21 protein-coding genes are annotated in these 21,433 nt (G+C 67.2%); 6 read left to right on the top strand and 15 right to left on the bottom strand.

Features of this window, described 5'->3' with window-relative positions; translation table 11 throughout:
• The first annotated feature begins 51 nt into the window (after nucleotides 1–51).
• Both K3U94_RS19850 and K3U94_RS19855 read left to right on the top strand, forming a co-directional pair.
• Complete coding sequence (locus tag K3U94_RS19850) at nucleotides 52–1,509, top strand: aldehyde dehydrogenase family protein (protein ID WP_047318226.1); 1,458 nt, start codon at nucleotides 52–54, stop codon at nucleotides 1,507–1,509.
• A 20-nt stretch (nucleotides 1,510–1,529) separates the two neighbouring features.
• Nucleotides 1,530–2,606: an NAD(P)H-dependent amine dehydrogenase family protein gene (locus tag K3U94_RS19855; RefSeq protein WP_220694791.1), complete on the top strand. Its 1,077-nt coding sequence runs from the start codon at nucleotides 1,530–1,532 to the stop codon at nucleotides 2,604–2,606.
• Here K3U94_RS19855 and K3U94_RS19860 read toward each other — a convergent pair.
• The 10 genes from K3U94_RS19860 to K3U94_RS19905 form a co-directional block, all read right to left on the bottom strand.
• Complete coding sequence (locus K3U94_RS19860) at nucleotides 2,594–2,887, bottom strand: cytochrome C oxidase subunit IV family protein (RefSeq protein WP_230987239.1); 294 nt, start codon at nucleotides 2,885–2,887, stop codon at nucleotides 2,594–2,596. The genes K3U94_RS19855 and K3U94_RS19860 overlap by 13 nt on opposite strands.
• A 5-nt stretch (nucleotides 2,888–2,892) precedes the next feature.
• Nucleotides 2,893–3,465, bottom strand: a complete 573-nt coding sequence (locus K3U94_RS19865) for a cytochrome c oxidase subunit 3 (RefSeq protein WP_046282774.1) — start codon at nucleotides 3,463–3,465, stop codon at nucleotides 2,893–2,895.
• On the bottom strand, nucleotides 3,458–4,219 hold the full coding sequence (locus tag K3U94_RS19870) for a hypothetical protein (RefSeq protein WP_434084881.1): 762 nt from the start codon (nucleotides 4,217–4,219) through the stop codon (nucleotides 3,458–3,460). The genes K3U94_RS19865 and K3U94_RS19870 overlap by 8 nt, the downstream gene beginning before the upstream one ends.
• Nucleotides 4,216–4,971: a hypothetical protein gene (locus K3U94_RS19875; RefSeq protein WP_047318225.1), complete on the bottom strand. Its 756-nt coding sequence runs from the start codon at nucleotides 4,969–4,971 to the stop codon at nucleotides 4,216–4,218. Before K3U94_RS19875 ends, K3U94_RS19870 begins: the two co-directional genes overlap by 4 nt.
• Nucleotides 4,972–5,037: 66 nt before the next feature.
• The gene (locus tag K3U94_RS19880) at nucleotides 5,038–5,637 is read right to left on the bottom strand and encodes a TetR/AcrR family transcriptional regulator (protein ID WP_220694792.1); all 600 of its coding nucleotides are present in this window, start codon (nucleotides 5,635–5,637) and stop codon (nucleotides 5,038–5,040) included.
• A 21-nt stretch (nucleotides 5,638–5,658) separates the two neighbouring features.
• Nucleotides 5,659–6,528 carry a methylmalonyl Co-A mutase-associated GTPase MeaB gene (meaB, locus tag K3U94_RS19885; protein ID WP_047318223.1) on the bottom strand — a complete coding sequence of 290 codons (870 nt, stop codon included), beginning with the start codon at nucleotides 6,526–6,528 and terminating at the stop codon, nucleotides 5,659–5,661.
• 8 nt (nucleotides 6,529–6,536) lie between these two features.
• The gene (locus K3U94_RS19890; protein ID WP_220694793.1) at nucleotides 6,537–7,304 is read right to left on the bottom strand and encodes an enoyl-CoA hydratase/isomerase family protein; all 768 of its coding nucleotides are present in this window, start codon (nucleotides 7,302–7,304) and stop codon (nucleotides 6,537–6,539) included.
• 3 nt (nucleotides 7,305–7,307) lie between these two features.
• Nucleotides 7,308–8,399, bottom strand: coding sequence for an acyl-CoA dehydrogenase family protein (locus tag K3U94_RS19895; RefSeq protein WP_220694794.1), 1,092 nt, complete (start codon nucleotides 8,397–8,399; stop codon nucleotides 7,308–7,310).
• Complete coding sequence (locus K3U94_RS19900) at nucleotides 8,386–9,291, bottom strand: acyl-CoA dehydrogenase family protein (RefSeq protein ID WP_220694795.1); 906 nt, start codon at nucleotides 9,289–9,291, stop codon at nucleotides 8,386–8,388. The genes K3U94_RS19895 and K3U94_RS19900 overlap by 14 nt, the downstream gene beginning before the upstream one ends.
• Nucleotides 9,276–10,694, bottom strand: coding sequence for a class I adenylate-forming enzyme family protein (locus tag K3U94_RS19905; RefSeq protein ID WP_220694796.1), 1,419 nt, complete (start codon nucleotides 10,692–10,694; stop codon nucleotides 9,276–9,278). The genes K3U94_RS19900 and K3U94_RS19905 overlap by 16 nt, the downstream gene beginning before the upstream one ends.
• Before the next feature lie 71 nt (nucleotides 10,695–10,765).
• Between K3U94_RS19905 and K3U94_RS19910 the strand changes: the two genes are divergently transcribed.
• Nucleotides 10,766–11,773: a ferredoxin--NADP reductase gene (locus K3U94_RS19910; RefSeq protein WP_220694797.1), complete on the top strand. Its 1,008-nt coding sequence runs from the start codon at nucleotides 10,766–10,768 to the stop codon at nucleotides 11,771–11,773.
• Between the two features lie 15 nt (nucleotides 11,774–11,788).
• Here the strand turns inward: K3U94_RS19910 and K3U94_RS19915 are convergent, their stop codons facing one another.
• Genes K3U94_RS19915 through K3U94_RS19935 form a run of 5 tightly spaced genes read right to left on the bottom strand, consistent with a single transcriptional unit; the run spans nucleotide 11,789 to nucleotide 18,254 of the window.
• A complete protein-coding gene (locus K3U94_RS19915; protein WP_220694798.1) occupies nucleotides 11,789–13,216 on the bottom strand; it encodes an aldehyde dehydrogenase family protein in 1,428 nt (475 codons plus the stop codon).
• 16 nt (nucleotides 13,217–13,232) lie between these two features.
• Nucleotides 13,233–14,156 (bottom strand): SDR family NAD(P)-dependent oxidoreductase, encoded by a 924-nt coding sequence (locus tag K3U94_RS19920; RefSeq protein ID WP_220694799.1) that lies wholly within the window; start codon nucleotides 14,154–14,156, stop codon nucleotides 13,233–13,235.
• Nucleotides 14,153–15,997 (bottom strand): flavin-containing monooxygenase, encoded by a 1,845-nt coding sequence (locus tag K3U94_RS19925; protein ID WP_220694800.1) that lies wholly within the window; start codon nucleotides 15,995–15,997, stop codon nucleotides 14,153–14,155. Before K3U94_RS19925 ends, K3U94_RS19920 begins: the two co-directional genes overlap by 4 nt.
• Nucleotides 15,994–17,376, bottom strand: a complete 1,383-nt coding sequence (locus K3U94_RS19930; protein ID WP_220694801.1) for an aromatic ring-hydroxylating oxygenase subunit alpha — start codon at nucleotides 17,374–17,376, stop codon at nucleotides 15,994–15,996. The genes K3U94_RS19925 and K3U94_RS19930 overlap by 4 nt, the downstream gene beginning before the upstream one ends.
• Nucleotides 17,376–18,254 (bottom strand): SDR family NAD(P)-dependent oxidoreductase, encoded by an 879-nt coding sequence (locus K3U94_RS19935; RefSeq protein WP_230987240.1) that lies wholly within the window; start codon nucleotides 18,252–18,254, stop codon nucleotides 17,376–17,378. The genes K3U94_RS19930 and K3U94_RS19935 overlap by 1 nt, the downstream gene beginning before the upstream one ends.
• Before the next feature lie 329 nt (nucleotides 18,255–18,583).
• On the opposite strand from K3U94_RS19935, the gene K3U94_RS19940 reads away from it, so the two are divergent.
• The 3 genes from K3U94_RS19940 to dusB all read left to right on the top strand — a co-directional run bounded on the left by K3U94_RS19940 (nucleotide 18,584) and on the right by dusB (nucleotide 21,430).
• Nucleotides 18,584–19,168: a TetR/AcrR family transcriptional regulator gene (locus tag K3U94_RS19940; protein ID WP_220694802.1), complete on the top strand. Its 585-nt coding sequence runs from the start codon at nucleotides 18,584–18,586 to the stop codon at nucleotides 19,166–19,168.
• A 109-nt stretch (nucleotides 19,169–19,277) separates the two neighbouring features.
• On the top strand, nucleotides 19,278–20,279 hold the full coding sequence (locus K3U94_RS19945) for an acyl-ACP desaturase (protein WP_047318211.1): 1,002 nt from the start codon (nucleotides 19,278–19,280) through the stop codon (nucleotides 20,277–20,279).
• Nucleotides 20,280–20,296: 17 nt separating this feature from the next.
• Nucleotides 20,297–21,430 carry a tRNA dihydrouridine synthase DusB gene (gene dusB, locus K3U94_RS19950; RefSeq protein ID WP_220696883.1) on the top strand — a complete coding sequence of 378 codons (1,134 nt, stop codon included), beginning with the start codon at nucleotides 20,297–20,299 and terminating at the stop codon, nucleotides 21,428–21,430.
• Nucleotides 21,431–21,433: the final 3 nt, after the last annotated feature.

Here is a 21,433-nt window from a genome sequence, read left to right on the forward strand (position 1 = left end):
CACATACCCTCGTGCAAACGCAATTATCCGAATGCGAGAAGGGGATTATCCATGTCGGTGCAGACGGTGTTGGACGACATTCGTAAAGTCCCCGGCACCGGAGACGTGATTCCGATCATCGATCCGGCCACCGAAGAGCAGCTGACCGAATTCACCGACTGCGGCCCCGAGGCGGTCAACGACGCCGTCGCCCGGGCCAAGGCCACCGCGGAGTCCGGGGTGTGGTCGCAGATGGCCGACTACGACCGGGCCCGGGTGCTGTGGAAGGTCGCCGACCTCATCGACGAGAACGCCGAAGTCCTGGCCGAACTCGAGTCGATCAACGCCGGCATTCCGGCCTCCCAGGCCGCGATCATCACCAAGGTGGGCTCGGAGTGGTTCCGCTACTACGCGGGCTGGTGTACCAAGATCGACGGCATCGCGCGCGACGTGAACACCGGCGGCCTGACCGGCATCGAGTCGCATCAGCACGTCTACACGCTGCGCGAGCCCTATGACGTGGTGGGGCTGATCTTCCCGTGGAACGGCCCGGTCTTCAACTTCTGCGCCAAGCTGGCACCGTCGCTGGCCGCCGGCTGCAGCAGCGTGGTCAAGCCGGCCGAGGAAACCCCGCTGTCGGCGCTGGTCCTCGACCGCATCCTGAGCGAGGCGGGCGTGCCCGACGGCGTGGTCAACATGGTGCTCGGCTACGGCCACACCGCCGGTGCGGCGATCACCGCGCACCCCGACGTGGACAAGGTCGCGTTCACCGGGTCCACCGAGGTTGGTCGTGAGATCGTGCGCGCCTCTGCCGCAAGCAATCTCAACAAGGTGACCCTGGAACTCGGCGGCAAGTCGCCGGTCCTGATCTACGACGACGCCGACCTCGACATGGCCATCACCATGGCGGCGTTCGGCACCTTCGTGCACTCCGGGCAGGCCTGCGTGTGCGGCTCGCGGATCTTCGCCCAGCGCGGCGTCTACGAGCGGGTCGTGGAAGGCATCGCCAACATGGCCAACATGATGCAGCTCGGCGGCCCGAAGGACGAGGGCGTCATGGTCGGTCCGCTGATCAGCCAGAAGCAGCTCACCCGGGTGCTCGGCTACCTGGAGCAGGGTAAGGCCGACGGCAACGAGCTCGTCACCGGTGGCCACCGGCTGGACCGCAAGGGCTACTTCGTACACCCCACCGTGGTCACCGGCGTCGACCCCGACTCCAGCCGGCTGTTCCAGGAGGAGATCTTCGGCCCGGTGGTCACCATCCTGCCGTTCGACGACGACGACGAGGCGATTGCCCTGGCCAACAACAGCAGCTACGGGCTGGCCGCGACCGCATGGACGTCCAACCTGGGCCGCGCGCACCGGCTGGCCAAGCGGCTCAAGGCCGGAACGGTCGGGCTGAACTGTCAGATGCAGTTCGACCACTCGATGCCGTTCGGCGGATACAAGCAGTCCGGCTGGGGTTACGAATCCGGCAAGGCAGGCATCGAAACCTACCTCCAGACGAAGATCGTCTGGGCGCAGATGTAACCGGAGAACGGGACAACGACATGGTTGACGCCCCCGCCTCCCCCTACCGGGTCGTTCAGTGGACGACCGGCAACGTCGGCAAGAGTTCCGTTCGGGCGATCACCGGCAACCCGAACTACGAACTCGTCGGCCTCTTCGCATGGTCGGAAGACAAGGTCGGCCGCGACGCCGGCGAGCTGGCCGGCATCGACCCGCTCGGCGTCACCGCGACCAACGACGCCGCAGCGCTGTTGGCACTCAAACCCGACTGTGTGGTCTACAACCCGATGTGGATCAACGTCGATGAGCTGGTGCAGATCCTCTCGGCGGGCGTAAACGTCGTGACATCAGCGTCTTTCATCACCGGGCACAACCTCGGCGACGACCGGGAACGGCTCGCCGAAGCGTGTCGCAAGGGCGGATCCACCCTGTTCGGGTCCGGGGTCAGCCCGGGCTTCGCCGAACTGCTGGCGATCGTGGCGGCGACAGCATGCGACCGGGTCGACAAGATCACCATCACCGAGACGGCCGACACCACCCTCTACGACTCTCCCGACACCGAGCGGCCGGTGGGTTTCGGCACCGCGATCGACGACCCGGACCTGGAGCCGATGGCCGCCCGCGGCACGGCGGTCTTCGCCGAGGCGGTCCGGCTGGTCGCCGACGCGATGGGCATCGAACTCGATGAGATCACCTGCGTTTCCGAGTACGCCCAGACCACCGCGGACCTACCGATGGCATCGTGGACGATCCCGGCCGGACACGTGGCCGGGGTGTTCGCCAGCTGGCGCGGAATAGTCAACGGCCGATGCGTCATCGACATCAACGTACGGTGGCGCAAAGGTCAGACGCTGGAGCCGGATTGGCAGCTCGACGGCGATGGCTGGAAGATCACCATCGACGGCCGGCCAACGGTGAACATGCAAGTCGGCTTCACACCGCCACCGGACCTGATCGCCTCGGCCAAGTCCCTCGACGACTTCTTCGAGCTCGGTCACATCATGACCGCGATGCCGCCGATCAACGCCATCCCGGCCGTCGTCGCGGCCGAACCCGGGATCGCCACCTACAACGATCTGCCGCTGAACCTGCCCCGCTTCCCCGCTCAGAACAGGTAGATCACCAATACGGCCGTCCACAGCACGGCGAGCCACGCGTCGGTGGTGCGGCGCAACCAGATCGGTGCGGTGCGCACCTCCATGAAGTTGCGGATGATCAGCCGGGCCTTGACACCCGACAGTGCGATCACCGTGACAGTGATGGGGATGCTCGGCTCGACCGGCCCGGCGGTGTGCCCCGGAGCCAGCCACCAGGCCAGCACGGTGATGACCACCAGGACAAGCCAGGTTGCGGTGAGCAGCGGGTCCGCCACGAATCGGGGGTGCTGCTGTGCGGTCACGGCGTTCACCTCATCACGTAGAGCAGAGCGAAGATGACGACCCAGAGCAGGTCGACCATGTGCCAGTAGGTCGCGCCCTGTTCCACCATGCCGACTCGGGCCCGGCGCGGGTTGCGCAGTTCGCGGATGACGACTCCCAGGATCAGCAGGCCGAGTCCGACATGGAACAGGTGTACGCCGGTCAGCACGTAGTAGAAGCTGAAGAAGGCGCTGGAATTGGTGTGCCCCGCATGTATTTCCGCGGTCCACTCGTAGATCTTGAGCGCCGCGAACAGCACGCCGCACAGCGCCCCGGCGCGCACCAGCGCGATCGCGCCGGTGCGGTCGCCGGCCCGCACCGCCTGCACGCTTTGGGCCACCAGCCACGAGCTGGTGATCAGCACAATGGTGTTGATCACGCCGACGGTGATGTTGAGGTGCTGCTGGTCGGCCAGGAACTGCTCGGGCGCCCTGGTCCGGAACACCAGGTACGCGATGAAGTAGCCGCCGAAGATGAACAGATCGCCGAGCACCATGAACCACATGTGGCCGTCGCCGGGCAGATGGGTACGGGCGGTTGGCGCTTTCAGGTCAGTCATCGACTTGTCCCGCAACGACTTCCGGGGCTTCCCGCTTACCGGTGACCCACATGATCGGGAAGATCAGCCCGATCCAGGCGGCGAAGATGACGACGGCGATGTAGAAGGAGATGATGCCGTTCCAGGAGAAGGCACCCGATTCGAACAGCCACATCTGGGTGGCGATCACTTCAGTGACGATCTGCCAGACGGTGATGTAGGCGAACCATTTTGGGAAGATCTGGTTCTTGTCGTAGAAGATCGCCAGCGCCAAACAGAAGTAGGCGGCGGTGAAACAGCCCAGCGACCCGTTGTAGGTCAGCGTCCCCAGGTCGTAGAAGAACCGCACCAGCTCCGGGTCGCGGTCTGACCGGAACACCGCGAGCAGGTAGCACAACATCATCAGCTGAAAGCCGGGAATCGCCCCGACCGCCATGGCACCGATATAGCCGTAGGCCAGCACCGAACCCGAACTCATCCGCTTCATGTGATAGCCGATGAGGCCGTTGGAGATCGCGGCGCCGCCGGTGATCACCAGCAGCATGACGAAGCCGATCTGGATCGTCAGCGCGTGCTGGTGATACCAGGCCTGGATTTCGGGCATGCCGACGTCCGGGCGCGGCGGGGGCGTCACCCGGCCCAGCAGGCACACGCCGACACCCATCAGCAGGTAGAACGCCACCGAGATCCAGAACACCACCCGCACATCGGGTTTCCCGCCGGCGGGTGGAGATTCACCGACCTCGGGTCCGTAGAGCAGTGTCGCGATGTTCACCGCGCCGGCCCCTCGACCAAGCCTTCTGCCACACCTTGGCGATACAGCGCATCGCGCAGCGCGAAGAACATCGCGACGACGAATATCGCGAAAGCGCCGTTACGGACCCAGAACGAGATGAGTCCGTCCCAAGCCAGCGGTCCGGTGGTGAACACCGTCGCCGCGGCCGAGGGCAGCATCGCCAGAGCGGTGATCACCGACAGGTGGGCCACCCAGCGCGGAAACACCGGATCGGGCCCACGGTCGAAGTAGACGGCGCAGGCCAGCATGGCGAACTGCGCCACGATCATGCCGACGGGCGCGATGAACGACAGCCACGCCATGTCGTTGAGGGCCTGGATCACCTCCGGGCTGCGGTCCGGACGAAACGCCGCCACCCCGAAGTAGATGTTCGACAACGCGAACAGGGTCGCGCCGCTGACCACGGCCGCCAGGTAGGCGTAGGCGAAGACGTGGCTCTGGGTCGACATCCGCTTCATCTGCCCCACGATCAGCACCAGGAACGGCACGATCATGATGCCGCACAGGTTGAACCCGACCATGCTCAACCGGATCCAGGACCGATGCTGGTCGTAGAACTGCGCCACTTGCGCGGCGGACATGGTCGGCGACATCGGCGGGAAGAACCCCGGGAACGCCAGGAACAGCGCGAGCAATACCGCGGCGACGACCGGCCCGGACCACAGCAGCACCAGCTGTGCCCGGAAGGCGGTGGCTTTCGGCGAATCCTCGACTTCGGCGAGCAATTGCATAGCGCTACCCCTTCACCCCGCTAGCCGATCGGCTACCGAAAAGATAGCCGAGCGGCTATCCGGCGGTCAATGGCCGCCCGCGGCGCCGCCGGGCGCCTCGATGAATCGCCGGGTGAGCCGAAGCAATTGGGCGCGCAGCGTGTCATCGTCGATGTCGCCCACCAACGGATGCATCACCCCGACGGCGATCGCACCGGACAACATCGCCGCCGACACCACGGCGTCGTCGCCGGCGTCGCCCACCAGCACTCCATACAACCGCGCGATGAACTGCTGAAAAGGCTGATGTTCGGCCAGCAGCCGAACGATCACCGGGTCGAACTGCAGTGTGCTCGCCGCACCCCGTCGGCGTACCGCCATGTCAATGACGCCGTCGAGCAACACTTCCCGGGCCCGTGGCCGACTCTGCTGCGCTTCGGCGACCTCCAACGCCTCCTCCAAACCACCCAGTTCCCGCTCGGTGAGGGCGACGACGATCTCCTCCTTGGTCTTGAACTGGTGATAGACCGCCGCCTTGGTCACCCCGATCGCGTCGGCGATCATCTGCAGCGACGTTCCGCCGACCCCGTTCTCACCGATCAACTGCAGCGCAGCGTCGAGAATCCGGGTCTGCGCCGCGCTACGGGGGATGAAGCGGAACCGGGTAGCGGCCGGAGTGGAAGCCATGCGATGACAGTAGCCAGTCGGCTAGTCAGACAACAGCCGCTCCGCCGCCGAGTAGGGATCATCGGTCCCGTCGACAACCCGTTCGGCGAGCCGGTCCAGCGCGGGATGAGTGCGCAGCCGGGTATGAGCCAACGAGAGGATCTGTGCTCGCGCCCGTGCCAGCCGGCGCTCGCGACTGTCGGTGCGGTGATGGGCCTCGATCACGTCCACCAGCTCGCCGAGACCGTCGCCGCGCGCGGCGATCAGGGTGAGAATCGGTGCGCCGGTGTGCTTCAGCTCGACCCGGAGATCGCGCACGGTCTGCGCGGCACCCTCGCGGTCGGCCTTGTTCACCACCACGATGTCGGCCACTTCCAGCAACCCGGCCTTGGCGGCCTGGACCGCGTCTCCGGCACCGGGATTGAGCACCACGATCGTCGGGTCGGCGATCGCGGCGATCTCAATCTCGGACTGGCCCACCCCGACCGTCTCCAGCAGCAACACGTCGAAGCCGAGCGCGGCGAGCAGCGCAATGGCCGCGGGCACCGCCTCGGCCAGGCCACCCAGGTGGCCGCGGGCCGCCACCGACCGGATGAGCACTTCCGGATCGTTGATGTGGGCAGCCATGCGAATGCGGTCGCCCAGCAGGGCGCCGCCGCTGAACGGCGAGGACGGATCGACGGCGAGCACCGCCACCCGCAGGCCCCGCTCCCGGTACGCCCCCACCAGCGCAGCGATCGTGGTGGACTTGCCCGCCCCCGGCGGTCCGGTCACCCCGATGACCCGCGTGGCGGCAGGCCCCACAGCGGACAGGACTTCGGCCCGCCGGCCGCTTTCGACCAGGCTGAGCAACCGGCCGGTGGCACGGACGGATCCCCCGCGCGCCGCGGCGAGCAACTCGGCAATGGTCATGCGGAACGTCAGTTCTTGTTCGCGGTGAGCCGATCGATGATGGCGGCGAAATCGTCGGTCTTGAAGGACTGGTCTTCGGCCATGTTCGCGAAGTCCAAGGTGGCCAGCACCGCACGCTCCAGGTGGATGTTGAGCAGCCGCTTGGTGCTCTCCACCGCCTGGCGGGGCAGCTCGGCGATTCGCCGAGCACACGAAATTGCTTCCGCCAGCGGGTCTTCCGCTACATGGTTGGCCAGTCCCAGCTCCACCGCCCGAGCGGCCGGAATACGAGCCCCAGTCAGGGCGTACTCCTTGGCCAGCAGCAGGCTCATCTGCAACGGCCAGGTCAGCGGGCCCCCGTCGGCGGCGACCAGACCCACCTGCACGTGCGGGTCGGCCAGGTAGGCCGATTCCGAGATGTAGACGATGTCGCTCAGCGCCACCAGACTGCAGCCCAGACCGACGGCGGGCCCGTTCACCGCGGCGATCACCGGGGTGCGGCAGCGCGCCATGCCCAGCACGATATCGCGGCCGTGTGCAATCGTTTTGGCGCGCAGCTTCTCATCGCGCCGCAGTTCGTCGAGGTAGGCGAAATCGCCCCCGGCGGAGAACGCCCGCCCGCTGCCGGTCAGCACCGCCGCCCGCGCATCACGGTCTTCCTCCAACCGCGGCCACAGTTTCGCCAGACCGGTGTGCAGTGCGTCGTTGACGGCGTTGAGCGCGTCGGGGCGGTTGAGTGTGATGATCCGCAGCGGGCCGTCGGCACGCACGTCGATTTCAGCAGGCAAGTCGTACACGTCTTACACTCCTAGTCCCAGGATTCGGCCGGCGATGATGTTCTTCTGAATCTGCGAGGTCCCGCCCATCACGCTCTGGGCGCGGCTGTACAGGTAGGCGCTGAGCAGGTCGGGTTCATCGACCCCGCCGACCGCCAACGCGGCGTGGCCGACGGACTGCTCCACCCAGGTCATCAGCAACTTGTCCAGCGAGCCTTCCGGCCCGTGTGAGAGCCCGTCGAGCTGTTCGGAGAGCCGCCGACGCACATGCAATCGCAGCATCTCGGTTTCCACTGCGGCCCAGGCTAGTTCCTCAGGAACTTCACCATCTGTACGGTTCGCCATCTGACGCACCAGTTTGCCGTAGCGGGCCGAGTACCCCAGGGTCGACGGTTCCCGCTCATGGCCGACCACCGTCATCGCCAGCGCCCAGCCCTCCCCCGGCTGGCCGATCATCTGGCTCGCCGGCACCCGCGCGCCGTCGAACAGCACCTGACCGAATTCGGTGGTGACGCCGTTGATCATCTGCAGCGGTCGCTGCTCGATGCCGGGCTGGTGCATCGAGATGATGAATGCCGAGATGCCGCGGTGGCGGGGCGCGTCCTTGTCGGTGCGCGCCAGCAGCAGGCACCAGTCGGCGACGTCGGAATAGCTGGTCCAGATCTTGTGTCCGTGAATGACGTAGTCGTCGCCTTCCCGGGTCGCGGTGGTGGTCAGCGAAGCCAGGTCCGAGCCGGCCCCGGGTTCGGAGAAGCCCTGGCACCAGCGTTGGGTGCCGTCGATCATCCCAGGCAGAAACCGTTGCTGCAGTTCGGGACTGGCGTGGCGGCCCAGCCCCACCACCAGGTAACCCAGACTGGGCCGCGGCGGCGCTCCGGCGGCAGCCAGCTCCTCGTCGACGATGACGTCATAGACCGGCGGCAGCTCCTGGCCGCCGTACTCGCTCGGCCACGACACCCCGAAGAATCCGCCCGCATACAGCGCCTGATGCCATTCGCCCTGGCGCGCCCAGTACTCGTCGTCACCGGCGGCGGGGAAGGTACCGGCCCGCTCGGTCAGCCAGGCCCGAAGCCTGCTGCGGAAGTCGGCTTCGGCGGGTGAGTCACGAAAGTCCATCTGCGATATCCCTTATCGTCACGGGCCACAGGCCGGTCGAAGTCAGTGCCCGCCGCAGGTAGACGTGCGCCGCGCACTCCCAGGTGTTGCCGATTCCGCCGTGCACCTGGATCGCGGTCTCGCAGACCGTCCGGGCGGCGCGGGCGGAGTAGATCTTGGCGATCCGGGCGGCCTGCACCGCGTCGGGCGCGGGTGCTTCGTCGACCGCCCAGGCCGCGTGCCGCAGCACACTCACCGAACCCTCGATGAGCGCCAGTCCCTCGGCGAGCAGGTGAGCGATGGCCTGATAGGAGCCGATCGGTTTGCCGTACTGCTCGCGGATCTGGGCGTAGTCGCACGCCAGGCCGTGCGCGCCGCGCGCGGCGCCGACCAGATCGGCGCACGTCGCCACCAGCGCCAGCGCCTGCCACCGCACGGCGTCCTGCGCGCCGAGCTCGCCGACCTGCTGCGCCGCAGCGGCAAGGTCGGCGACGGGTCGGGTGAGGTCGGCTCCGGTTCGCAGCGCGCCGACCGGGGCGGTCAGCACCGTGCGCTCGCGCACCGTCACCGCCTGTGCTGCGCCGCGCGCGTCGATGGCGGTGCCGCCCACCGCGACAGTGGTCGGGTCCTCGCCCAGGGCCACGTGGCGGTGCACGTCGTCGGCCAGCACCGGCCCGAGGAACGGCACGTCGACCAGGCCTCGACCGAACTCCTCGGCGACGATGGCCACCTCGACCCCCGACGCGCCGTCCGAGCGCAGCGAGCGCCAACCCGTCTGCGCGACAGCGCGTTCCAGACGAGCCAGTCGGCTCGCGTCATCGAGTTCCGCCACCGAGCCCGGTCCCAGGTCGTCGGCGAGCTTGGCCGCGGCATCTCGCAGCTGGCGCTGCTCGGCATTCAGCCGGACATCCATAGGCGCTCCTTCAGTAGTCGGCGCAACAGCTTTCCGGACGGCAGCCGGGGGATCTCGGGCACGATCACCACCCGGCTCACACGCTTGTAGGACGCCAGGCGGTCGCTGACCAGCGCGCACAGTTCGTCGTCGCTGACCGGGGCGCGCAGTGCGACCGCCGCGACGACGGCCTCACCGTCGCGCACGTCAGGCACCCCGAAAACGCCGCAGTCAGCGACCGCAGGGTGCTCGTGCAGCACCGCCTCGATCTCGGCGGGCGCGACCTGAAAGCCGCGGACCTTGATCATCTCCTTGCAGCGGTCGGTGATCCGCAACCAGCCGCCGCCGTCGAGATATCCCACATCACCGGTGTGAAACCATCCGTCCCGCACCACTTCAGCGGTCGCCGACGCGGGAAGGTAACCGGCCATGAGGGAATCGGACCTGACCAGGATCTCGCCGGGAGCACCGGGGGGCAACGGCTCGGCAGCGGAGTTGTCCGCATCCAGGTCCACCACCTTCACCTCGACCCCGGGTACTGGCCGGCCCACGCTGTCCAGGCGGGCTGCGCCGACGGGGTTGCAGGCGATCACCGGAAGCTCGCTGGTGCCGTAGGCCGGCACAAAGGGCACACCGGTGCGCCGGGTGACGGTGTCGGCGACGGTCGCGGTCACCGGGGTGGCACCCCACATGATGTAGCGCAGCGACGACAGGTCGAACGATTCCAGGCCGGGATGCGCGGCGATGGCCAGGGCGATCGGCGCCACGGCCATCTCCACGGTGATCCTGTCGGAGCCGATCGATTTCAGCATCGCGTCGATGTCGAACCGCCGGTGCAACCGCACCCACGCCCCGACCTGCAGCGCGGTCAGGATGTTGAGCAGCCCGAGGATGTGCGACGGCGGCGTGGCCACCTGGATCCGGTCGGCGGCGGTCAGCCCCAACGCATCTCGCCAGTGCCGCACCGCCGCGGACAGTGAGGCGTGGGTATGCCGGACGGCTTTGGGCAGCCCGGTCGTGCCGGAGCTGAACACCAGCAGTGCGTCGGAGCGGGCCGGCGGCGGATCAGCTTCCCACGTGCCGGCCGGAATCTCGTCGTCGAGGTGCCGCATCGGCATCAGCTCGGCCAGCACCGGATGGTCGCCCAGTGCGCACCGGGGTTGCACCAGCTCGAGGGCGTGCGCCACCTCGTCGCGTTTCCAGGCTGGGCTGATCAGGGCGACGACGGCCCCCAGGCGCCAGACGGCGCGCACTGCGACGACGAACTCCGGCCGATTCGACGCCATCAGCGCCACCCGGTCCCCGGCGCCCACACCGTCGGCCGCCAGGACGGCTGCCAGGTTGCCGGCCAGCACGTCGAGTTCGGGCAGACACCACTGCCGATCCTCGAATGCGAGCACTGCGGTGGACGATCCTGGCGACATTTGAGAAGATCCTATCGGTTTGAGAGAATATTATTCTCTAAAGCGAAGAACGCAAACCGGAAGGGGTGGGCATGGCGGTCACTCATGTATTCCAGCGAGCGACCGTGACGCGCATCGTCAAGGAGACCGCCGACGCCTACACCTTCGTGCTGGCGCCCCATGAGCCACCGTTCTCCTACCGGGCCGGTCAGTACTCGACATTCCAGGTACGGGTCGACGGTGAGGAGCTCTACCGGTCCTACTCGATGTCGAGCGCTCCGGAGTCCGATTCCGAGCTGATGACCACGGTCAAGCGTGTTCCCGGCGGCAAGGTGTCGAACTGGTTGCTGGACAACGTCGCCGAAGGCGACGAGCTGGTGATGACCCGAGCGGCCGGGATCTTCTGCCTTCAGGAGTCGACGGCGCCGCTGCTCGCGTTCTCCGGAGGCAGCGGGATCACGCCCATCCTGTCGCTGGCCAAGAGTGCGCTGGCGACCACCGACCGCGCCGTGCGGCTGCTCTGCGCCGATCGGGACGCGTCCGCGGCGATCTTCGAGCGCACCCTGGACGAACTCGCCGCCCGCTACCCCGGCCGGCTGTCGGTGCAGCGGCATCGCGACGCCGACGACGGCCTGCTCGACGCCGCGGCGGTCACGGCATTCGTCGGCGACGACACCGGCGCGGACTGCTACGTGTGCGGACCGGCCGGATTCATGGACGTGGTGCGCGCAGCCTGGCCCGGCCCGGGCCGCCTGTTCGTCGAGGACTTCGACGTGGCGACCGCGCCGGCGCCGGCCGCCTCGGCACCCGATACCGACGCCGAGGTGACCGGGACGGTGACGATCCACCTCGGGCGCCAGAAGGCGTCGGTGCCGCGGGTCGCCCGCGAGACACTGCTGGAGAGCGCCCGGCGCGCCGGGCTGGCGCCCCCGTTCTCCTGCGAGGCGGGCAACTGCGGCACCTGCATCGCCCAGATCACCGAGGGCAGCGCGACCATGCTCAACAACACCGTGCTCGACGATGACGAGGTCGCCGACGGCTACATACTGACCTGCCAGGGTGTGCCCGAGGGCGGCTCGATCACCGTGCACTACGAATAGGGCGGCGGGCCGCCCTCAGCCAGCCACCCCGCAGCCCAAAGTGCTCTTGGTCTCCAGGTATTCGTGGAATCCGGCGTCGCTCCACTCGCGACCGTTGCCGCTGCGCTTGTAGCCGCCGAACGGTGCGTTCAGGTCGAAGGCGTGGTTGATCGCGACCCAGCCGGCCCGGATCCGGCGCGCGATTCCGCGCGCGGCGTCGATGTCGGCGCCTGAGACGTAGCCGGCCAGACCGTACTCGGTGTCGTTGGCGATCTCGACAGCCTCATCGAGGTCGTCATAGCCGAGGATGCACAGCACCGGGCCGAAGATCTCTTCGCGCGCGATCGTCATCTGATTCGTCACGTGCGCGAAGACCGTCGGCCGGACGAAGTAACCGGTGTCGAGCCCAGTCGGCCGGCCGGCGCCGCCCGCGGCGACCGTCGCGCCCTCGGCGATGCCCTGCTCGATCAGGCCCTGCACCTTGGCGAACTGCGCCGCTGACGCCACGGGACCGATCGCCTTCGGATCGGCCGGGTCACCGACCTTCACCTGCTCGGCGACCGCACGGGCGATCGCGATGGCCTCGTCCATCCGGGAGTTCGGCACCAGCATCCGTGACGGCGCGTTACAGCTCTGCCCGGAGTTGACCATCATGGTCGACACCCCGGCGGTGACGCTGTCGACGAAGGCGTCGTCGTCGAGCACGATGTTGGCGCTCTTGCCGCCCAGCTCCTGGGTCACCCGCTTCACGGTCGGGGCAGCGTTCTCCGCCACCGCGACGCCGGCACGGGTAGAGCCGGTGAACGACACCATGTCGACGTCCGGGTGCCGCGACAGCGCCACGCCCACCCCGGGGCCGTCGCCGTTGACCATGTTGTATACGCCGGCCGGCACGCCTGCCGCGTCCATGATCTCGGTGAAGATGTAAGCCGAGAACGGCGCGACCTCAGAGGGTTTGAGCACCATGGTGCAGCCGGTGGACAACGCCGGGTAGACCTTCACCGCGATCTGGTTCAGCGGCCAGTTCCACGGTGTGATGAGACCGCATACCCCGATCGGCTCGCGCTCCACCAGGGTGTCGCCGCGCTGCTCGCTGAACGAGAAGTTCTTCAGTGCGTCGATTGCCGTGACAAGGTGACCGGCCCCAAGGTTGACCTGCACTCCGGCGGCCAGCGCGGGCGGCGCCCCCATCTCCTCGCTCACCGCGTCGGCCAGGTCGCCGCTGCGCCGCTGGTACTCGGCCAGGATCGACTGCAGCAGGTCCAGCCGCTCCGCCCGGCTGCTCTGCGACCAACTGGCGAACGCCCGCCGGGCCGCGGCGACCGCGAGGTCGACGTCGGCCGCCGAGCCGAGCGCGATCTTCCCGCAGACCTTTTCGGTGGCCGGGTTGTCGACGTCGAGCGTTTTGAGCTCGACCGGGTCCACCCACCGGCCGTCGATGTAGAACTGGGTGTATTCGCGCATCACAACACTCCTTCGACTACTGGGTTCCGTCTGTCTGGGCCATCCCGAAGCTGTACCGGATGTGCGCGGCGTGCCCGTCGGGCACCACCGGGAAGATCACCGGTTCGGTGATGTCGCGGATGGCCTCGATCCGCGCGTCGACGTCCTCGATCGTCCAGGACGGTTGGTACACGCCGGGGCTCTCCACCAGCGCGGCCCGGGCTATCCGCCCGGCCAGGGCGATCAGCACTTCGCCGGTGACCGAACAGGATTCGTGCGCCAGCCAGCCGACCAGCGGCGCCACCAGTTCGGGTTCCATCGGTGGGTATGCGGAGGTGTCGATGCCGTCGGCCATCCGGGTGACCGCCGCCGGGACCACCACGTTGCACCGGACGCCGTGAGTCGCGCCTTCCAGCGCCGCCACGTTGCTCAGGCCGATCACGCCCGCCTTCGCGGCCGCATAGTTGGCCACCTCGGCATTGCCGTAGATGCCGCCGATCGATGAGGTCAGCACCATGCGACCGTAGCCTGCGTCACACATGGCGCCGAAGGCCGCCCGCACCACATGGAACGCGCCACGCAGGTGCACGTCGAGGACCGCGTCGAAGTCCGCCGAACTCATCTCGCGTAACGGGGCCCGGCGGACGTTTCCGGCGTTGTGGATCACGATGTCGACCCGCCCGTAGCGCTCCAGCGCAGCGCCGATGATCGCCTCGCCGCCGTCGGGTGTGGCGACCGACGCGGTACAGGCCACCGCCGCACCGCCCGCATCGCGGATTTCGGCGGCGACCCGCTCGGCCGGGTCCTGCCGTACTCCGTCACCGGTGAGGTCGGCACCGGTGTCATTGACGACGACGGCGGCTCCGCGCTGCGCCAGCAGCTGCGCGTAGGCGCGGCCCAGTCCGCGCCCGGCACCGGTCACGACGGCGACACGGCCGTCGAACCGAAGCGCCTGCGTCATCGCAGATCCATGCCGTTCAGGTCGCCGGCGTCGCGCCACTGCTTCAACAGATCGTCGAAGGCGTAGAAGCCCGGCGAGTAGACCTCGCCCAGGAAAGAGCGACTGGCGTCGCCGAATCCACGGCCCTCGTTGTTGTAATAGCCAGGCGTGCAGGACAAGTCGAATGCCGAGTTGTCGAAGGCCAGCTCCCGGATGGTGTTGACCCAGGCATTCTGACCCTCCTGGCTGGGCTCGACGACCGTCGCTCCCCGGTTGAGAGCCTCGGCGATGATGTAGGCGATGTGCTCGGCCTGCTGCTCGAACATCGCGGTGGTATTGGCCGACACCCCGCCCTGGATGAAGCCGGTGTGGAACTGGTTGGGGAACCCGCGGCTGGTCATCCCGTGCAGGGTCTGGTGCCCGTCGCGCCAGTGGTCGAACAGCGACACCCCGTCGCGGCCCTCGATGACGTCGATCGCGTACCGACGGCTGATCTCCGTGGAGATCTCGAAACCGCTGGCGAAGATGACGCAGTCGACCTCGTACTCGACGCCACCCGCGACAATGCCCTTCTCCGTGAGCTTTTCGACGCCCTTGGAGTCGGCAACGTCGACCAGCGTGACGTTGGGCCGATTGAACGCGGGCAGGTAGGTGTCACTGGAGGTCGGGCGTTTGCACATGAACCGGTAGTACGGCTTGAGCGCCTCAGCGGTCTGCGGATCCTCGACGATGTCGTCGATCCGGCGGCGCAGCCGCTCCATGATCTTGTAGTCCTCCTCCTCCCGCATCGCCATGATCTCCTCGACCCCCAGGGCCGTCGGGTCGGGGCTGGCGCCGATGCGAGCGGTCAGGTTGCGACCCAACTCGGTCCAGAAGTCGCACACCATATCCGGGGCGTCGAACACCACGCCCTCGAACGGCGACCAGCGGTGAAAGTTACGCTTGCGTTCGGCCTGCCAGCCCGGCTGCAGCGACGCGGCCCACTGCGGGTCGGTGGGCTCGTTGCCGCGAAAGTCCACCGACGACGGTGTGCGCTGGAAAACATAGAGCTGCTTGGCATCCCGCCCCAGGTGCGGTACCAGCTGCACGCCAGTCGCGCCGGTGCCGACCAGAGCCACCCGCTTGTCGGCGAGCTTGTGCAGGCCACCGTTCGCGTCGCCGCCGGTGTAGTCGTAATCCCAGCGGGCCGAGTGGAAGACGTGACCGCCCGCGTTCATGAAGTCCTTGATGCCGGCGATGCCGGGCAACTTGGGCCGGTTGTAGGAGCCCTGCGCCATCACCACGAAACGCGCCCGCAGGTCGTCGCCCCGGTTCGTCGTCAGCCGCCAGCGCTTGATCTCCTCGTCCCAGCGGACGGTGCGCACCTGGGTCGAGAAGATCGCCCCGTCATAGAGGCCGAAGTGCTTTCCGATGTTCTGGCAATGCTGGAAAATCTCGGCGCCGTCGGCGAACTTCTTGGACGGGATGAAGTCGAGCTCTTCGAGCATCGGGACATAGCAGTACGCGTCGTTGTCGCACTGGATGCCCGGGAATCGGTTCCAGTACCAGACACCACCGAAATCGCCGCCCATCTCGATAACCCGCACGTCGGCCACGCCGGCCTTCTTCAGGTAGGCGCCGGCCAGCAGTCCGGCGATGCCACCGCCGAGGACTACGACCTCGACGTCGGCATCGATGGGTTCACGTGGAGTCACCGCGGTGTGTGGATCGACCTCGGCGAACTCCACAAAGTCATCCTTGAGTTCGAGGTACTGACTGGAGCCGTCGGAGCGAAGACGTCTGGCCCGCTCAACGGCGTATTTCTCCCGCAGCGCGTCGATGTCGAAGTCGTCCGGCGTCTGGGTCGGCGGGCAGTCCGTCATCGATCTTTTCCTGTCGGGATTTCTCGAGGCGCGCCGGCGCCCATGTACTTCGACAACTGGTGGTGCAGGTTGACGATGGCGCGCTCGCGGTACGGGTTGGGCTTTGCGCCGGGATAGCCAAGGGATTTCATCCCCTGCTGCACCGCGGCCATGTTGGAGAAGTCCTGCGGCAGCACCGATCGCCAGTTCGGGTCGCCGACCGGGGTGTGCTCCCACTCGGTCTGCGGTTCTTCGCCTTTGGGGAAGAGTTCGAACACCGAGACCTCGAAGATGCACTTGTCGGGGTTGTAGCTCGGATGCGGCCGGGCGCTGTAACACAGCGCGCTGGTCAGGCCCTGGCCGATCTGGAAGTTCGGGAAGATCTGCCAGGCGGTGCCGGCCTGGCCGAGCACGTCGGGAGGAATCGTCGGCCAGATGACCCCGCGGGCCTCGTCGTCCCGGCGGGCCGAGGCCAGCCAGTGTTCGAGGACCTTATCGGCCGGGGTGCCCTCGGGCAGCTCGTCGACCAGGCGCTTGGCGGCGTTCACCAGGGTCGCGGTGGTGGTGGCGTTGGTCTCCTCCATGGTGTAGACCTGCATCTCCGCCGTCGACACCCGTGGATCGGCGCCGGTCCCCAGCCGGATCTTCGACTTCGTCGCCTCCAGATCGTCGGGAGCGTCGTAGCCGAGGTTGCTGTGCTTGCCCTGCACCCGGGCCCAGCCCTTGAACTCACCGAACCTGTTGAACTCCGGATGGGTGGTGTAGACGTGGTAGGTCTCGTTGAAGGCCTCCATGGCGACCTTCCAATTGCAGTCGAAATCAAGCCATTTGCGCCACTTGTAGCGCATGTTCTCCAGGCCGAACGGTTCGAGGATCTTCGCGGCCGGGAACAGGTAGTCCGCCAGCGACTCGCAGTCGGGATCCATGTTGATCCAGAGCCAGCCGCCCCAGGTATCGACCCGCACCGGACCCAGATGGGTGTTCGCGGGCGTCAGAGTGCCTTGCCAGTCATCCTGTTCGCGAATGTGGGTGCAGGCGCCGTCAAGTCCGTACGTCCAGCCGTGGAATCCGCAGACGAACGACTTGCGGGTGCGGGCGCAGGCGTTCTTAGCCCCGGCGGGTGTGTCGACCAGTCGGCGGCCGCGGTGCATGCAGACGTTGTGATGCGCGTGAAAGGTGTCCGGTCCGCTTCGGACGACGATGATCGAGTCGTCGAGGATGTCGTAGGTGAGGTAGCTGCCCACCTCCGGCAGGTCTTCGACCCGCCCGACCTGCTGCCACACCTTGCGCCACAACTTGTCTCGCTCGGCACGGGCGTAGCTCTCCGATATGTAGGCCTCGACACCGATCGTGACCGGGTTTGCGAGTTCTTCATCTGAACTCTGGACCGGATCGGTCATCACATCCTCCTTATCGCAGCACGGAAGGTGTCGTCCTTGAGGAACAGGGAGGTGTTGTCGGCGTCGAGGTGACTCCATTTGAGATTGAGCCCGCCGTCGACCAGCAAGGTCTGCCCGGTGATGTAGCTGGCCAGGTCCGAGAGCAGAAACAGGATCGGCCCGGCCTGTTCCTCGGGCCGCCCGCGACGTCCCATGGCGATCGCCTGCAAGTCGCGGTCGGGGTCGGCGTCGGTGTAGGTAGCCGAGGCAGCGGTGTTGGTGACTCCCGGGGCCACCGCGTTGACGCGGATCCCGGCCGCCGCCAACTCGACGGCCATGGTGCGGGTCATCGCGACGATCGCGGCTTTTGCGGTGCCATAGGCGATGTGAAACGGCGCGGTGTTCATCCCGCTGATCGAGGAGATCGACACGATCGAGCCCGGCCGCTGCGCAGCGACCAGTTCGGCGGCGACGGCACGGCTCATGAAGAACGCGGTTTCCAGGTTGTTCGTGAAGATCTTTCGCCACTCGGTGCGGGCCACCCTGGTGGACGGCATCCAGGTCGCCGGCTCGGCACCACCGGCGACGTTGACCAGGCCGTAGAGCCGCCCGTCGGCGCGTTGCGCAGCTTTCAGCACCGTGGCGACGCCCTCGTCGGTCGATACGTCGGCCGCCACGGGTATCACCGGCAGGCCACGGTCCGCCAACGGCGCGACGTGCTCGTCGAGGTTTTCCGGCGAGCGGCTCACCGCGACCACGGTGGCGCCGGCCTGCGCGGCCATCGTGGTGACCGTCGTGCCGATGCCGCCGCCGCCGGCACCCGCCACCACCACGATCCGGCCCGCAAGGCTGAGGCTGAGATCGCTCGACAGGCTGGGGGGAGTGGAGTGATCCGCCATAACCCGCTTTCACCTGGCACAGACTGCAATCCGCACTCCCGGTAGGGACTGAGATCGCGAATTTGTCCGGACAACATATGTCATTCTTCGTTCTGAAGAATACTATTCCGCAGCGGCAAGCGCAGAGTCAAGAGCGGAGCCGTCAGGTCCGCCGGCCTTATTGTCTGGACCAACGCGGCGTCGCCCGGCCCATCCCGGTTCCGCGGCGCCGCCGCCTCCCGGCGGGGCGAGCAATCGCGACATCCCCCTTGAGTCATGATGGAGATTCACATCGAGCGTCGCCAATTTTGACTACGTGCGTTGTCAGAACGACCCCGAGGAGATGCGAAGTGTCTTCCAGTCAACGCCCGGGCCGCTGGACCGGAGTCCCGCTCGCAGAGCGCCAGGCCCTGCGCCGAGACGAATTTCTCGCCGTCGGCGTGCAACTCCTCGGCGACGAACGCGGGCCGACGCTGACCATCCGATCGGTCTGTCGTGCGGCCGGGCTGACCGAACGCTACTTCTACGAGAGCTTCGCCGACCGTGACGAATTCGTGCGCGAGGTATACGACGACGTGTGCACCCGGGCCTTGGCGGCACTGCTGTCGGCCCGCACTCCCCGCGAGGCCGTGGAATGCTTCGTCACTCTGATGGTCGACGACCCGGCACGCGGTCGGGTGCTGCTGCTGGCCCCGGAGAGCGAGCCGATCCTGTCCAACGCCGGCGCCAAGTGGATGCCGGACTTCATCGAGATGCTGCAGCGCACCCTTACTCGAATCGGCGATTCGGCGCTCCAGCAGATGGTGGCGACCGGGCTGATCGGCGCCCTGACCACCCTGTTCGCCGCTTACCTGAACGGCCAGCTCAAGGCGGGCCGCGAGCAATTCATCGACTTCTGCGTCGACATGCTGCTCAATGCGCAGATCGCGCGCTAGGCCGGGGTCACAAGCTCACAGCCAAACACGCGCAGCAAAAACTTGATGCTACCGACAGACACAGATATATTGCCTGCAACTAGTCGACACAGATATCTGGGGAGCTGGCATGACGCGGGAATGGACCGACCTGGAGTTGCTGCACGAGCTCCAGCCCGTCGTAGAGAAACTCATCAACCGACACTTCTCCATGGCCAAGGACTGGAACCCCCACGACTACATCCCCTGGTCCGAAGGCAAGAACTACTACGCGCTCGGCGGGCAGGACTGGCATCCTGAGCAGTCCAAGCTGTCCGAGGTCGCCCGGACAGCAATGGTGCAGAACCTGCTGACCGAGGACAACCTGCCCTCGTACCACCGCGAGATCGCGATGAACTTCACCATGGACGCCCCTTGGGGCACCTGGGTCAACCGCTGGACGGCCGAGGAGAACCGCCACGGCATCGCCCTGCGCGACTACCTGGTGGTCACCCGCAACTGCGATCCCATCGAACTGGAAACGCTGCGGATGGAGACCGTCAACCGCGGCTTCAGCCCCGGCCAGAACCACCAGGTCCAAGACGACCTGTTCGCCGAGAGCCTGTTCGACTCGGTGATCTATGTGAGCTTCCAGGAACTGGCGACCCGGATCTCGCACCGCAACACCGGCCAGGCCTGCAATGACCCCATCGCCGACCAGCTGCTGGCGCGGATCTCGCACGACGAGAACCTGCACATGATCTTCTACCGGGACATCAGCGCCGTCGGCTTCGACATCGCGCCGGAACAGGCGATGCGTTCGCTGCACCGGGTGCTGGCCAATTTCCAGATGCCCGGATTCGTGGTCCCGGAGTTCCGCCGCAAGGCCGTGATCATCGCGGTCGGCGGTGTCTACGACCCGATCATCCACCGCGACGACGTGGTGATGCCGGTGCTGAAGAAGTGGGGCATCCTCGAACGCGACTTCACCGGCGAAGCGGCTCGCTACCAGGAGGAGATCGCCAAGATCGTCGCCGAGCTGGACGACACCTGCGAGAAGTTCGAGCTGGCCAAGCAGCGCCGGCTCGAGCGGGAGGCCAAGATGGCCGAGAAGCGTGCCGCCAAGAAGGTGTTGGAGCCATCAGCGTCGTAACTGACGAGCAGCGGACGCTGCGGATCGGGTCGATCGAGCTCGCCAGCCCCGTGGTGCTGGCCCCGATGGCCGGCGTGACCAACGTCGCATTCCGCACGCTCTGCCGCGAGCTGGAGCAGTCCCGGGCCGGAACGGTCAGCGGGCTCTACGTGTGCGAGATGGTGACCGCACGCGCGCTCGTCGAACGGCACCCCGCCACCCTGCACATGACGACGTTCGCGCCGGACGAGTCACCACGCTCGCTGCAGCTCTACACCGTGGACCCCGACACCACCTACGCCGCGGCGAAGATGATCGCCGACGAGGGACTCGCCGACCATATCGACATGAATTTCGGCTGTCCGGTGCCGAAGGTGACCCGCCTGGGCGGCGGGTCGGCACTGCCCTACAAGCGCCGGCTGTTCGGCAACATCGTCGCCGCAGCGGTGCGGGGCACGGCCGGCACCGACATTCCCGTGACCGTGAAATTCCGGATCGGCATCGACGACGCCCACCACACCCATCTGGACGCCGGGCGCATCGCCGAGGCCGAGGGTGCCGCGGCGGTGGCCCTGCACGCCCGGACCGCGTCTCAGCGCTACTCCGGCACCGCCGACTGGGAGCAGATCGCGGCGCTCAAGGCGCAGGTCCGTTCGATCCCGGTGCTGGGCAACGGCGACATCTTCGAGGCCGGCGACGCCCTGGCCATGATGGCGGCGACCGGTTGCGACGGCGTGGTGATCGGACGCGGCTGCCTGGGGCGCCCGTGGTTGTTCGGCGAGCTCTCGGCCGCTTTCGCGGGCCGGCCCGCCCCCACCCCACCCACGCTGGGCGAAGTCGCCGACATCATCCGGCGCCACGGCGAGCTGCTGGCGCGGCATTTCGGCGAGGACAAGGGCATGCGCGAGATCCGCAAGCACGTCGCCTGGTACCTGCACGGATTCCCCGCCGGTTCCGGGCTGCGGCGCGAGCTGGCGATGGTGACCACGCTCTCCGAGCTCGACGAATTGCTGAGGCAGCTGAACGGATCGGTCCCCTTCCCCGCTGCCGCCACCGGCCCTCGGGGACGCCAGGGGTCGCCGGCCAAAGTCAGCCTGCCTGAAGGGTGGTTGGAGGATCCCGATGACTGTGCGGTGCCAACCGGGGCGGACATTATGCACTCGGGTGGCTGAAAT

Origin of the sequence: Mycolicibacter heraklionensis (assembly GCF_019645815.1) — a bacterium.
Taxonomy (GTDB): domain Bacteria; phylum Actinomycetota; class Actinomycetes; order Mycobacteriales; family Mycobacteriaceae; genus Mycobacterium; species Mycobacterium heraklionense.

Coding starts and splice junctions, on each gene's coding strand:
- K3U94_RS19920 (WP_220694799.1), bottom strand. CDS start 14,156: ATGACGCAGGCGCTTCGGTTCGACGGCCGTGTCGCCGTCGTGACCGGT.
- K3U94_RS19905 (WP_220694796.1), bottom strand. CDS start 10,694: ATGTCGCCAGGATCGTCCACCGCAGTGCTCGCATTCGAGGATCGGCAG.
- K3U94_RS19880 (WP_220694792.1), bottom strand. CDS start 5,637: ATGGCTTCCACTCCGGCCGCTACCCGGTTCCGCTTCATCCCCCGTAGC.
- K3U94_RS19850 (WP_047318226.1), top strand. CDS start 52: ATGTCGGTGCAGACGGTGTTGGACGACATTCGTAAAGTCCCCGGCACC.
- K3U94_RS19855 (WP_220694791.1), top strand. CDS start 1,530: ATGGTTGACGCCCCCGCCTCCCCCTACCGGGTCGTTCAGTGGACGACC.
- K3U94_RS19935 (WP_230987240.1), bottom strand. CDS start 18,254: ATGGCGGATCACTCCACTCCCCCCAGCCTGTCGAGCGATCTCAGCCTC.
- K3U94_RS19900 (WP_220694795.1), bottom strand. CDS start 9,291: ATGGATGTCCGGCTGAATGCCGAGCAGCGCCAGCTGCGAGATGCCGCG.
- K3U94_RS19865 (WP_046282774.1), bottom strand. CDS start 3,465: ATGACTGACCTGAAAGCGCCAACCGCCCGTACCCATCTGCCCGGCGAC.
- K3U94_RS19895 (WP_220694794.1), bottom strand. CDS start 8,399: ATGGACTTTCGTGACTCACCCGCCGAAGCCGACTTCCGCAGCAGGCTT.
- K3U94_RS19915 (WP_220694798.1), bottom strand. CDS start 13,216: ATGCGCGAATACACCCAGTTCTACATCGACGGCCGGTGGGTGGACCCG.
- K3U94_RS19910 (WP_220694797.1), top strand. CDS start 10,766: ATGGCGGTCACTCATGTATTCCAGCGAGCGACCGTGACGCGCATCGTC.
- K3U94_RS19945 (WP_047318211.1), top strand. CDS start 19,278: ATGACGCGGGAATGGACCGACCTGGAGTTGCTGCACGAGCTCCAGCCC.
- K3U94_RS19925 (WP_220694800.1), bottom strand. CDS start 15,997: ATGACGGACTGCCCGCCGACCCAGACGCCGGACGACTTCGACATCGAC.
- K3U94_RS19875 (WP_047318225.1), bottom strand. CDS start 4,971: ATGCAATTGCTCGCCGAAGTCGAGGATTCGCCGAAAGCCACCGCCTTC.
- K3U94_RS19930 (WP_220694801.1), bottom strand. CDS start 17,376: ATGACCGATCCGGTCCAGAGTTCAGATGAAGAACTCGCAAACCCGGTC.
- meaB (WP_047318223.1), bottom strand. CDS start 6,528: ATGACCATTGCCGAGTTGCTCGCCGCGGCGCGCGGGGGATCCGTCCGT.